Consider the following 13,014-nt stretch of genomic DNA (forward strand, 5'->3'; position numbering starts at 1 on the left):
CCACAATGTTGTGCGCTGTCAGGAATCTCGCGCACGTATTTACTGGAAATTCTAAAACAAAGAAAATCTTGAGATATCAGCAAGCGGGTAAGCAAATGCCTTGGCGAGTGGGATTGGATGAAGCAGGATATGGGCCTAACCTGGGGCCGTTGGTGGTGTGCTCGACAGCAATCCGCGTCACTGATCCCACAGCAACCATCTGGAAATTGTTCCCGGAATCGATGCGTCAGGCCGGCGGGAAAAAAGATCAGCGCCTGATTGTGGACGATTCCAAAAAAGTATATTCCGGCGGGCAGGGTCTGGAACAGTTGGAAACTGGTGTGCTGGCACTTTTGGCGTGCAGCACAGGTGCGATCCCCGGCGATCTGGCATCACTGTTGCAGGCAACCACATCTGCCGACTGCCGAGCCGATTTGCAGCAGGAATTCTGGTTCACAGAAGATGTGGCACTGCCCAAGTGGGCTCCGTTGACCGCTATTGATCAGGCCCGTGGTGCCGTGCTGGCCGAGGCCCCCACAGATACTGTTTTTGGCCCAATGCAAGCCATGATTGTGCCCACAGGGCGGTTCAATCAACTGTTGAAGGAATGGCAGGTCAAATCAGGCATTGTTCAACATGCTCTGATTCAACTGCTGGCAGCCACCAACGACCTGCAGCCAAAAAATGAAGATATTTTCATCGCTATCGACCGCCTGGGTGGGAGATTGTACTACACCGCTTTCCTTAGTGAAGCATTCCCAGGGTGCTGGGTGCAGACGGTCAAGGAAACTGCTGGTGAATCGGTTTACGAAATCATTGGGCACGATCGCACGATTACGGTGCGGTTTGCCCCACGATCGGATGCAGATCACTGGAACGTCGCACTGAGTTCGATGCTGGCCAAGTACCTGCGGGAACTGCTGATGGTACAATTTAATGAGTTTTGGCAGCGTGAATTGCCCAACTTGCAGCCCACTGCGGGGTATCCGGTGGATGCGCTGCGATTTATGAAAGAAATTTCATCTATCCAGGAAAAGAAAGGAATCACCCGCGAAGCACTCTGGCGTGAGAAGTAATTTGGCTATTGAGATGTATCCTGGATCTGGTTTGAAAATAATATGTGATGGATACAATTGCCGTTGAACGTTGATTGAAATGAAATCTTTTTAATCAAAGTTTGCCTCCAGGTCGAGCGGAGTTCTTCATGGGATATTTCACCAACGGATTTGTGTTTACCTCCCTGCCTGATTTTGACGCGGCAAGCAATCTCGTTCTCGGTAACTTTGCTCGCGGATATCAGCACAATCAGCACTCCATTTGGCTGCTCGATCTTTGGAAACCGCGCGGGAAGCTGCAGCATCGACATTCTCCATTCTGCGATCCAGCAGCCCAGGGATTTCGCATGGACTTAGCAGGGAGCAGAGATTTCCAGTGTTCACATTGCCCTGGCTGTTGCCACCGCAGCTCGCTGTTCTACCTTTTTCTTCGCAGCAGATGATGATGAAACAGACATCGGTTGCAACGCGGTACCCAACTCGCTTTTTTCATTTGGTTGCCGGTTCGATCGACTCTCTGTTCAATACACTCACGGATATACCGCAGTCACTCCGCTGAATTATCTTGAGGATAACGATGAGGAAGGGCTTGAAGAATTGATTGATTCGGTCAACAAAGTGGGCGGAATCTCAGTTTTAGAACCGCGCATCATTGGAGGCGGCAACGTCTTGTACGAGAACCCAGTTAGTCAATGGCCAAAAGCCGCTGGCAATCCTAAGGAGATTCTCGGTCTTGGAACCTGGGACCCCCTGTTGAACTTTGAAAATGATTTCTCTGTCGTCTTCGAGAAACTAAGCAGTTAGGAGTCACGCAGAAATAATTATCCCAAACCATCCACCAGTGCCAGCCAGGGTGCAGAAGGTGATTTGAACTGGGCAGCTTATGAAGTCAGCTTCAGCAGCCGTCACACCGGTGGGGCTCAATTCGCCATGTGCGATGGTTCTGTTCGGTTCATTCGGGATTCCGCCAGCCAGCAATTGTTGACTGCACTGGGCACCCGCGCTGGTGGCGAAGTTGTCAACGATAACTAATGCTCATCCTGGTTTGTTTTCCAGGTTGAATTTTGTCTCACATTTCATTTTTTGTTCGATCGCCGTGAATCGCTCACCTTCTCAGCATTCATCGGCAATTCCTGAATAATTTTACCCCCTTAATGGCCCAAATGTGGGTGATAAGCTTATCATTTCATTAACAGATTAATTGGGAATGGACATTAATGGCAGGTAAACCTGGAATATTGCTGATTCAACTGGGCACGCCCGAAGCCCCCACGAAAGCAGCACTAAAACCGTACTTAAAGCAGTTTTTGGGCGACCGACGGGTCATTGAAGCCCCACGGGTGCTCTGGTGGTTCATCCTGAGACTGCTCATTTTGCCATTTCGGCCGAAAGAATCTGCCGAAAAATATGCCCGTATTTGGGATCCGGAAACCGGCTCCCCGCTGATGCACTATACCAAACGGCAAACTGCTCTTTTGCAGGAACGCTTTCCCCATATTCCGGTACGGTTTGGCATGCAGATCGGCAGTCCCGCGGTGGGCGATGTGGTCCACGAAATGATCCATGAAGGGGTCGATCGGTTGATTGTTTTGCCGATGTATCCCCAATATTCTGCTACCACCTCCGCTTCAGCCACCGATGTCCTGTTTCACGCACTGATGAAAGAACGATTTGTCCCTGCGGTACGGATTGTCCCGCCAAATTACGATCATCCCGCTTACATTGACGCACTGGTTGATATCTACCACGACAATTTGCAACAGCTCACCTGGAAACCAGACCATATTGTGATCAGTTTCCATGGTATTCCGCAAAAATATGCCCAGCGTGGGGATCCGTATGCCACCCACGTAGTACGGACGACACGAGCATTGGTGCAACGATTAGGCCTGAAACGGGAACAATGGACACAGACATATCAGTCGTTGTTTGGGCGGGATGAATGGCTGAAACCCTACACGGATGATACCCTGCAAAAGCTTGCCAAGCAGGGCAAAAAGAACATTATGGTGCTGTTGCCTGGCTTTACCGCAGACTGCCTGGAAACGATTGATGAAATTGGCCACGAATCGAAAGAAGTGTTTCTGGAAGCAGGTGGAGAAAACCTGCACGCCTGCAGTTGCCTGAACGACCACCCAAGCTGGATCCATGCAATGGAGCAATTGCTGCGAGAAGAAGGAGCAGGTTGGTTGGAAAGTTCGACCGCAGAGCTCGCATTTGAACGAACCTGATTGTTCGTCAGAAACTTGCTCAAATCCTGACCAATAAAACCAACCTCTTTAAGATTCCGATCACCTGTTTTGTCTGGCAATGGCCGCATCGATGATTGCTGCTACCAGATCCTGATAGCTCCAGTGGGCACCCTTCGCAACCAGCACAATATCGCCTGTTTCGGCATTTAAGCCAGGAAGTGGATTTGCTTCGATGAAATAAGGAACTCCATCGCGAACACGAAAGTCGAGTCGGGCAACATCGCGGCATCCCAATGCTGTGTATGCCAGCAACGCTTCATCTTCGATCGCCATCATTACCGAGTTGGGCAGTTTTGCGGGTGCTTCGTACTTGACCATCTCCTGCCAGTTCCGTTTGACTTCCAGGCTGTAGACAAACTCCGGTGTTGGTGTCTGTGGGAGAATACGCATCACACCCAAAACCTGTGGGGGATCATTTCCTGTAATCGCAACCGTTATTTCATCGCCTGCAATAAACTCTTCCAACAGCACAGGCTGTTGGTAATCCTGCCACAACCGTGCTACCACTGGGCCTAATTCTTCTGGCGTTTTAATCAAACTGCGGTTGCGAATGCCTTTGCTGGAACCTTCACAAGTGGGCTTGGCGATCACCGGAAGTGGCAGTTCTGCTTCCTCCAGCAATGGTAAAAATTCGGCAAAATCACCAGAATAAGGTAATTCTGGCACTGGCAGCAGCAATCCTTTCGGAATTTGCACCCCCGCCTCCGCAACCACTTTGCGGGCAAAATCCTTGTCCAGGGCCAGTGCTAACGTCAGCACGTCCGAACCGGTGCAGGGAATATCCAGCATTTCGCATACTGCGGGCACACGTGCTTCACGATTGCGGGAGATCCCATGACCTTCCGCAATATTGAACACCAGGTCCGGTGGCTGCCGCAACAAGGCTTCCAGCATTGGCCGATTATTTCCCAACTCCACAACTTCGTGGCCAAGTGCTTCCAAAGCACCCCGCAGGTGGGCGATTGTTGTGGGGCTATCAAATTCTTCATTCCAGTCATCTGGTCGGTCTGCTGGTTGAAGTTCATCAGATTTCAGATCAAAGGCTATCCCAATAAGCATGGCAGGATTCGCTGGTGGTTATCCGTTAGGAAAGGGGAACACCCTTTCTGGGCACATTGACGCAATAATTTCTTCACATGAAGATGGTTATCACGATTGTATCGTTTCAACAAACACTGAACAGCAAAGGACTTAGGTTGATTTTTTTCTACGCCATTTGACCCAGTGCGGCAGCACGAACAGATGAATGCCGGTAAACCACAATCCGATCAGAATTAGACCGGTGGGGACAAAGATGTACCAGCGGACTGATTCGCTGAAAAAAGTGCCATCGTGCAGTTGCTCTACAAAATCGGATCGGCGGTATGCCACCTGAAGCACTTCGCCAGTGGTGCCATGCAACTGAATTTCCCAACTGTTCTGGCATTTGATTTTGATAATGCCTTTATCCGGTCGAACGTCAAGCCGTTCGACATCTTCCCAGCTTTTCACTTCAGCCTGGGGTATCTCCTGCAATTTTGCCAGCATGGTATCGAAAGAAACCTGCAACTGATTCCCTTTCCCCTTTTGCGTGGGTGGCTGCAACCAGGCAGATTCTTTCTTGAAATGCAGCAAAATGCCTGTAATGAGAACCAGCAACACGGGTGCTGCGGTGAGAATTGACCCCCACCGGTGCAATTTGCGGCTTAAAAAGGATAATTTCATCTCAGGTTCGTGCAATGTTTCATGAGAAAACCCTCATCAATCGAAGATTTTGCGAATGATGAAAATCAGGTAAAGGTAATGGTAATAAGTCTTTGCCTTCCGGGCGAAATGATCACCAAAAAGAACTGAAAATATCAGTGAAGTGATTGACTGATCGGAATGGGTGGGAATTCTTGAAGGATATTACATTTTGAAATGTGAATTTTTTCTAATCAACCTGAGACTCAGTCGTCGATCGGAGGACGTGCGGGAACTGCAGGACGACCACCTTCACCACCGGGACGACCAGGACGTGCCCCACCAGGACCACCTGGTGCACCGGGACCACCAGGACCACCTGGGCCTCCAGCACCGGGACGGGTGCCAAAGCCAGGACGTCCACCACCGAATCCGCCACGGCCTTCTTTCCACTGCTTCATTTGTTCTTCTGTCAGGATTTTCGCCAGTTTCTCATCGATCACCTTTTGGAGTGCTTCGATTTCTTTCTTTTGTTCGTCGGTCAACTTCAGTGCGGTCTGCATGAATTCCGGCATTACCTGTCCGGGTGCGGGACGCTGGAAACCGCCACCAAAGCCACCACCAGGACGACCTTTGCCTTTGGGTTGTTCTTTGGGTTGTTCCTTTGCAGGTGGTTGGGCGTTGGTGCCCGAAACTGCCAGAATCATCGCACCGACCAATGCCAGTGCTGCGAAAATGCGAATTTTTGTCATGAACGATACTCCGGACGTGATTGTTACAATTGTCCGCCAAACCACTTGGCCACAATTCTCATGAGAGAGATACTGCCATAAACTGGACAAAAAGGACAATGAGAAATCCATGAGAATATTTGAGCGGTTTTCAAAGGTCTGATTTTCGCCAACACCATGAGATCGCCAGCAACATCCAGGGGAGCATCGGAATGCGGAATCTTTCGGAACCAATGAGGCCCACACCAGCACAGAACCCACCCAGGATCAGGCAGATCAACAGGAAAAACCGCCACTGGCGGTGCCTTAACAGCCGCACCAGTCCTGCGATGGTGCCGACCAGAATCATCATATTAAGGAGCAGCCAACTGCCAGCGATGATTGCTTCCTTTGCGTGAAACTCCTCTCCTGGTGCAGGGCGTTTGAGTAAAACCCGCGACACGATTCCGGAAGGTCGATAGGGAATGCCCCACAGATCAAGCAGATCGGAAGCTGAGTGGTCGATCAGCAATTTCCCCATCGACTTCACTCCAGCCCGTGCCAGAGCTTTGGGGCGCTGGGAGATTTCTTCCCACGCCAGCCGACGTGAAGCTGCAATTACATCTTCCTGTGGTTTCAGACGTGGGCGGAGCTTTTCTTCAAATTCTTCGATTATTTTTGGCCAATGGTCGCGCCAATCCCACTGCCTTTCTTCGGCAACCGTATAAGCTGCCTGGTAGAACAATAAATTCCAGTCGCCCACGATGGAATAATGCAAACCTTCACCGCGTAAGGAGTTACGTGCTGTCCAGCCTGCCACTGGTGCGAGCACAATCAACACGATCAAAGCGATTTTTGCCCAATTTTGCCGCCAGTTGCCCCACGTCAGGATCAGGATGGCGGGTAGAAAAACCAGCCCCACTGGTCGCAGCAAGGTGGCTGTTGCAAAACCAACCCCTGCCATGAAGCAGATTCTCCACGTCAATGGGCGGGTGAGCTGGTACAGGCCAAAGAGAAAGGCAGCGTTAAACATTGATTCCGTCAGCAGAATATTATCCGCTGACACCACGGCAGGGTGAATGGCATACAGCCACCCAGCCATCAGTGCCCCACGGTGGGAATGGGTGAGCCGGAAAATCCATTGTGTCAGCAGCCAGACGGACGCAATTCCGCACAAAGTTTGCAGGAAAAGCACGATTCGGTAATCGGTGAGGTGCCCCAACATCAGCACTGTAGGATAGCCCGGGGTGCGAATCGCATCGGGATACAATCCATGTTCATCTTTTGGTGGGCGAGAACCATTAGAATCCCGAAGCCGTCCCACCGCTTTGCCGTGATAGCCAGTATCTTCCGCACGCCCAAATGACTGGTGATGAACCATGTTCTGGGCCAATTCCTGATACTGAAAACTGTCTGGTCGCTGGGCACGCTCAATCTCCCACAGTGGGCCGGTGACAAACAGGCCGAGTCGCAATGTCGCAGCCACAACGATCAGCCAGAATATTCTCTTGCCACGGATCAGATCTGCGGTCATGCCGTCTCAACCTCTTGTTCCAGTGCCGCTTCAGCGCGTGTCTTAATTACTTTGGCGGGAATCCCCCCAGCAATCACCCACGTGGGGATCGGTTTGGTCACAATCGCCCCTGCTGCAATCACCGTTTCTTCACCCACATCAGCCATAATAATTGCCCCACTGCCGATCCACACACCTCGTCCAATGGTTACGGTGGTGAATTCACCCGGTTGTTCCCGAATTGGCCTGGTCAGGTCGGCGATTCCGTGCATCTTTCCCCCACTGGGAATCTGCACGGCGGTCGCAATCAGAACATCGCGTTCCACCACCACGTTTCCTAATGAACAATAGGGTCCGATGTAGACGTTGGGACCGATTTTGCATTGAACTCGCGAAAAAATTGTCCCAAATCCAATTGAAGCGGTGGGGTGGCATTCTTCCAGAATCCATGCCAGTGTGGCACGTCGCAGATATTGGCCAATCAGACCAGGGAGAAGTGCCATCAACTGACTGGTGCCTTCCAGTGCCCGATTTTTTCCAAGGAGCGGAATTTTCAGAAAATGCATGAAAAGCAATGGCAGCACCGCGATGGTGGCGAGCCCACGGACAGAAGATTTGATAATTTCGCGTAAGTTCATTATTGATAAGCAGTTGCGTGAAAAGTGATTAATCATCCAGCGACGCACGGTAGCGTTTCTGTTCCGCCTTCAGTGCGACGAGCATTCTGCTGAGCAGTCGCACGTGCAGCACCAGTAACACCAGGGCGTTGATTCCTGCAAAAATGAGAATCATGATACCGATCCCGTCAAAGTCCGCACGAGTGTAGGTAGATCGGTAGCTATTATATCCGTACCCGTAATACGAAAACCTCTCTTCAAAATAACCTAATGGCTCGCCCAGGAAAATGATCATCGCGGACAGGGCGGTGCTTCCCAGAATCATCCAGGTAGCAGTCATCAAAAAATCTTTCAGAGCCGATTCTGGTTCCTTGGCACGCAATTGGCTGGTCAGTCGGGAGAAAAACAGAAAACTCGCCGCTAGATGGCCAAGTAAAAATAGCCCCGCAGCAATCATGGCAAAAATTGAAAGTGCTTCGCGAGATCGATTATCGTAAAGTCCACTAACATTCAACAACAGTGCGAAAAACAGCGGAATGCGTGCCCAAAAACAACAAACCTCGCACCTTAGCCGGTGTGCGTGCAGTGATCTCTTCAGGTAACCAGAACGTGGTCATACGTGAAATGAACAGGATCACCACCAGAATCACGATCGGTGAGGCGGTGATGATGATTAACATCACAATAAACAGGCTTTGCAACAAGCCATCAAACGCTCTTTCGAATAATTCCGTCAGAATAATGGTCACAAAAATCGCAATTGCGGAAATAAAGACCATGAAGATGGAAATTCGCTCGTACTGCACCGATTTGAGTGCCCGCGACCAATTGATTCTGGGCTCTTCTATCGAATCGTCCGGATCAACAATCGGTCTCGAACGCTTCTTTCTGGGTGGGGGCGGCAAATCTTCCGTGGGTCTCGAAACCGAAACACCCACCACCAATACTTCACGACAACCTGGGCAACGTGTCTGTCGACCTGAAAATTCAGGCCGTACAAGAAATTTACGCTGGCAGCTTGAATTTTTACAGACAATTTCCAATGTGTTCATGGGTGCGTGCTCAGTTAGCGAACCGTCACTTCCCCGTTAAGATATCGTCGTACCGCTGCTTTTGCACTGGAAAGTAAAAAGATGTAACGTGCAATAATTGAAATCAGTGCCAGCCACAGTACGCCCAGCCAGATAAACAGGTGTTGTATCTGGGCATCTAGTTTCGCCTGCAGGCGGAAACCCTGAAATACGCGAGCTTCAAGATCTGCCACCAGTGGGCCCATTGGTTTGAAAATGCTGAAAATGATCACGCCAGCCACGATCAGCACGGTACCTGCGTAAAACGCTGCTACTTTTCGTTGTAGTTCTGGTGCCCCCACGCTCCAGCCAATCTGGCCGATGTATTGCAGGAAAAGCAGGTCGGCAATAATTGCACCTGCAATTCCCAGAATCAGTGCCCGCGAAAAACTATAAGTGGGCAGTTGCAGATTTTGCAGTTTGACTGCAATCGCGGGTACATATAAGGCACCAACAAAGCCTAGACCGATCAGTCCAATCAGTGTCCAAAAGGCCGCACCGCTGGCCAATCCCCCCACATGGGCTTCCGCAGGGGTGCCCACGCACCGCAGGCGGCCAAACAGCAGGCACAATGCAAACAGGGTCAGCAGACCACCCACGGAAAGAATCAGGGTTTCCTGCCACAGTGGGGCCCCCACAATGCCAATCAGCCCTGGCCCCACCTTCAACGCGGAAGCAGGGTGGGCACCCAGCCAGATAAAATGTCCTAACACGCTGATGCAAGCCAGAAACAGAAACACCACGGCGGTGCGGATCAGGCCAATGGCTAATTTGATCCCCGCCCAACTGGTATTCACTGGAACCGTGGGACCAGCCTGTTGTGGTTGGGGGGCTGGCATCGGCTGACGGGGTGCAGGTGGCTGTTGGTGTTGTGGATGCTGCTGCTGTTGATAAGGCATCGGTGCGGGTGCTGGGGCCGGAGCTGGTGCAGGACGGTTACCCGGTGCCACGGGAATAGTTCCCCCACGTGCCGGTGGAATGCCGGAAATATCGGGGGTCGATTGAAACGCCTGTTGTTGTGGCATTCGAATCGATGGCGGTGCCGGCAGTGCCGTATTGCCAATATTAAAGTCAATTTCACCCGGACGGGCGCCGGACGCGGGTGGTTCTGCACCAGAAACATCTTCCGCCAACGGGCGACCGCCAGTCAGCATCGATTCCGGTGCCTGCGGAGCCCCCACGTCCAGTCCGAAGTGGGAAACCGGAGCAAGCGTCGCTGGCACCTGCAGCACCGCACCGCAGGATGGGCACCGAACGCGACCGCCTATCGATTCATCACGTACGCGGAAGGGTTTATGACACTTCGGACAGTTCAACGTGATTGGCATGAAATCGGTTCCCGTTCAATTGCGTGTTATCCCCAACAATTCTAGTATTATTCCCCCATGATCAAATCGACGCAATTCATCCGTTCGATTTTTTTGCCATTTTTTGCCATTTTTCTCCCACGGCGGGGAAAATTGTCCGAAAAATAACTCGCCACGCCCACCAGTAGCAATCATTACCCGAAAATATTGGAGTCCGGTACCGAAAATCCTGTGGATTGCCATAACCTGGGCACCATGCAAAGTAACCTTCCCATTGAAGTGTGCTTTGACTTTGAAATATGAGATCTATCTAATATTTTCATTTTTGCTGTTTTGTCGTTGCAATACTTTTTTACATTTGCAACAATTTCAACATCCTTGCTCCGGGAATTTGCCTCGTGTCTTCATCCTTTTCCTGCACTCGATGTTCCACGCCACTTCCAGTGGGGGTGCTGTCCTGTCCCAGTTGTGGTGAGCAGTTCGAACTCGACCAGTTCACCAACACTTTGATCGCCAGGCGTGCCGAAAGTGTTACCATTTCAGAAGTAACTGCACCAACGCAGGATATCACTGTTGGGGATGATGCACCCACCGTCGATGTACCGAGCAAAACTTCCCCCGCGATCCCGGAATACGACGAAGAAGTCGAACAATTGCCCCACGCACCGGTGATTCCGGGCTATTGCCTTTTCAAAGAACTGGGTGCTGGTGGCATGGGGGCTGTTTTTCTGGCTCAACAACGCCTGACCCGCAAGCTCTTTGCCATCAAAGTAATATCCGATCACCGTCGAAATTCGCCGGAACATGTGGAACGCTTCCGCCGCGAAGCCCGTTCCCAGGCACAGATCGACCACCCGAACGTGGTAAAAGTGCACCACGTGGGGGGACCTGACGAGTTGCCCCACTTTACGATGGAATATCTTCAGGCAAATTCGCTCAGCGAATTGCTGAAAACTGGTCCATTGGCAGCGGAACAGGCGGTGAAGATCATCCGCGATAGTTGCCTCGGTGTACAGGCCGCCCACGCGCAGGGAATTATCCACCGCGATCTGAAGCCCGGCAACATTCTTTTGACAACAGATGGGGTTGCGAAAGTTGCTGATTTTGGCCTGGCGAAAGTGAATGGGGATGATTCGTTGACCTTTACTGATGCGGTGATGGGCACACTGCGTTACATGTCGCCGATGCAGGCAAAAGGTGAGAAAGCAACCCCTGCCTGTGATGTTTTTGCATTGGGTGCCACTCTGCATTACGCATTGACAAAGTTCAATCCATTCAAAGACCTCGATGAAAAGCAGATATTACTTGCCAAGGCAACTTCTCAGGAAAGTTTGTTGCTTCCACCAAATCAGTTGAATCATTCGATCTGCCCAATCATCAGCGCGATTGTTGATAAAGCAACCGCACATGAACCTGCTGATCGGTATCAGACTGCTGCTGATTTCGCTGCCGACCTGGAGGCCTGGCTGCAAAAAGAGCCCACCACAGCCAGACCATTAACAGGTTTGCAGAAAATACGCTGGAGGGTAAGGAAGCACCGGAAACAGATTACGATGACGTTGCTGGCGGTAATGGCGACTGCGGCAGTTGGCTTTGCTGCGGCAATGACATTCGGAAACCCAACGTCGCAGTTGCCCCCACAATCGCTGTCAGCACCGCAAGTGGTGGTTGACCCGCTGGCAGAGATGGAAAAAGATTTAGCAGCCCTGCAACCGGGTGAAAAATACGTGGTAGTCGGCCCCACCGGATTGCCAAAGTGGCACCAGTGGCCAGTAGGGGATGCAATACTCGGAAACACAATTTTTGGGGATAATTCAGCAAGCTTTCAGACTCAAATTGTTTCAATGCTCAAGCTGGTTCACAATCCCATGCACGAACGGTATCGAGTACGGTTCGAGTTAAGGCATGGGACATTTCCCGGCAAAGCATCTCGCGTTGGGTTTTTCTTCGGATTTGAAGATGCTGAAACATCCGATGGCGAACGTGCCATGCGTGCAATCGTACTTAAATACAGTGATTTTCTACGAGATGGTGATCAAACACCACCTGCGGTGCTGGCAAGCCATAAAACTTATATTGATGATGAACGTGCATTTCAACACAATGGAAAATGGATCCATCAGGGATCGCAGGTGTTCTCCGGAGGTCCCGGCGCGAGTTTGTTGGGATTTCAGCCAATGAATGCAATCTCCCGCATGAACGATTATCGCACCTTTTGGTGCGATGTGACCCCGGAAGGGATTGCGTTGAACATGCAATTTGCAGATCATGTAAAAACTGCCTTTTATTCAAAAGAAAATCTAGATAGTGGGCACCGTCCCGGTGGGCTGAACCATACTTTCAGTAATGGCGTGACAGCACGCTTTCTACCTTGGAGTCCCAAACGTCCCCTGGGCATCTACGCCAATAATACAACTATTGCATTTCGCAATGTGACTATTGAAAAATTACCTTTAATTAAAGGGAAAAATGAGCAGTAAATCTAAAAATGTTGATATTACAAATCTAACTATCGATTCGCCGAGTTCTGGCGATCCCATCATCAGTTCATTTACTGTGTATGGCACTGGTGACAACGGTGACTTCGTATGGCTATATGTTTACGACAACCAGGATAATCTCCGATTTTCTTCTCAAAATGGCACACTGATTAGCAATGAAGCTTGGTCAATAAATGTAAGCATAGGAAACTGCACCAATTCGCCGCATTCTCTCAGAGCCTATGTCTCAGATGCAGAAGATAGCGAACCCAATCCTGCCGAAGATACATATATCCAAATCAATAACTTAACGATTGCTTGTGTTGGCGCAGAGCCACCTATCACAATCACAATACTTTAAAATATCTC

At 50.6% G+C, this 13,014-nt stretch carries 13 protein-coding genes; 5 read left to right on the forward strand and 8 right to left on the reverse strand.

The window, feature by feature from the left end:
- Positions 1–68: 68 nt before the first annotated feature.
- The 3 genes from R3B84_11355 to hemH all read left to right on the forward strand — a co-directional run bounded on the left by R3B84_11355 (position 69) and on the right by hemH (position 3,265).
- Positions 69–1,055, forward strand: coding sequence for a hypothetical protein (locus tag R3B84_11355; protein ID MEZ6141156.1), 987 nt, complete (start codon positions 69–71; stop codon positions 1,053–1,055).
- An 846-nt stretch (positions 1,056–1,901) separates the two neighbouring features.
- Positions 1,902–2,066 carry a DUF1559 domain-containing protein gene (locus R3B84_11360; protein MEZ6141157.1) on the forward strand — a complete coding sequence of 55 codons (165 nt, stop codon included), beginning with the start codon at positions 1,902–1,904 and terminating at the stop codon, positions 2,064–2,066.
- A gap of 185 nt (positions 2,067–2,251) precedes the next feature.
- Positions 2,252–3,265: a ferrochelatase gene (gene hemH / locus R3B84_11365; protein MEZ6141158.1), complete on the forward strand. Its 1,014-nt coding sequence runs from the start codon at positions 2,252–2,254 to the stop codon at positions 3,263–3,265.
- A gap of 60 nt (positions 3,266–3,325) precedes the next feature.
- Here the strand turns inward: hemH and R3B84_11370 are convergent, their stop codons facing one another.
- From R3B84_11370 to R3B84_11405, 8 genes are all read right to left on the reverse strand, one after another.
- Positions 3,326–4,345 carry a D-alanine--D-alanine ligase gene (locus R3B84_11370; protein MEZ6141159.1) on the reverse strand — a complete coding sequence of 340 codons (1,020 nt, stop codon included), beginning with the start codon at positions 4,343–4,345 and terminating at the stop codon, positions 3,326–3,328.
- Positions 4,346–4,477: 132 nt separating this feature from the next.
- The gene (locus R3B84_11375; protein ID MEZ6141160.1) at positions 4,478–4,990 is read right to left on the reverse strand and encodes a PepSY-associated TM helix domain-containing protein; all 513 of its coding nucleotides are present in this window, start codon (positions 4,988–4,990) and stop codon (positions 4,478–4,480) included.
- Between the two features lie 224 nt (positions 4,991–5,214).
- Positions 5,215–5,700: a hypothetical protein gene (locus R3B84_11380; protein ID MEZ6141161.1), complete on the reverse strand. Its 486-nt coding sequence runs from the start codon at positions 5,698–5,700 to the stop codon at positions 5,215–5,217.
- A 130-nt stretch (positions 5,701–5,830) separates the two neighbouring features.
- Positions 5,831–7,192, reverse strand: coding sequence for a hypothetical protein (locus R3B84_11385; protein ID MEZ6141162.1), 1,362 nt, complete (start codon positions 7,190–7,192; stop codon positions 5,831–5,833).
- Complete coding sequence (locus tag R3B84_11390) at positions 7,189–7,809, reverse strand: acyltransferase (protein MEZ6141163.1); 621 nt, start codon at positions 7,807–7,809, stop codon at positions 7,189–7,191. Before R3B84_11390 ends, R3B84_11385 begins: the two co-directional genes overlap by 4 nt.
- 28 nt (positions 7,810–7,837) lie before the next feature.
- A complete protein-coding gene (locus R3B84_11395) occupies positions 7,838–8,305 on the reverse strand; it encodes a hypothetical protein (protein MEZ6141164.1) in 468 nt (155 codons plus the stop codon).
- Positions 8,292–8,840, reverse strand: coding sequence for a hypothetical protein (locus tag R3B84_11400; GenBank protein ID MEZ6141165.1), 549 nt, complete (start codon positions 8,838–8,840; stop codon positions 8,292–8,294). Before R3B84_11400 ends, R3B84_11395 begins: the two co-directional genes overlap by 14 nt.
- Before the next feature lie 14 nt (positions 8,841–8,854).
- Positions 8,855–10,186 (reverse strand): hypothetical protein, encoded by a 1,332-nt coding sequence (locus R3B84_11405; protein ID MEZ6141166.1) that lies wholly within the window; start codon positions 10,184–10,186, stop codon positions 8,855–8,857.
- A 377-nt stretch (positions 10,187–10,563) separates the two neighbouring features.
- Between R3B84_11405 and R3B84_11410 the strand changes: the two genes are divergently transcribed.
- Together R3B84_11410 and R3B84_11415 are read left to right on the forward strand one after the other, a co-directional pair.
- Entirely contained in the window at positions 10,564–12,645 is a 2,082-nt protein-coding gene (locus tag R3B84_11410) for a serine/threonine-protein kinase (protein ID MEZ6141167.1), read from the forward strand.
- Positions 12,635–13,006: a hypothetical protein gene (locus R3B84_11415; protein MEZ6141168.1), complete on the forward strand. Its 372-nt coding sequence runs from the start codon at positions 12,635–12,637 to the stop codon at positions 13,004–13,006. The genes R3B84_11410 and R3B84_11415 overlap by 11 nt, the downstream gene beginning before the upstream one ends.
- Positions 13,007–13,014: the final 8 nt, after the last annotated feature.

It is taken from the genome of Zavarzinella sp. (genome assembly GCA_041399155.1).
GTDB lineage: Bacteria > Planctomycetota > Planctomycetia > Gemmatales > Gemmataceae > JAWKTI01.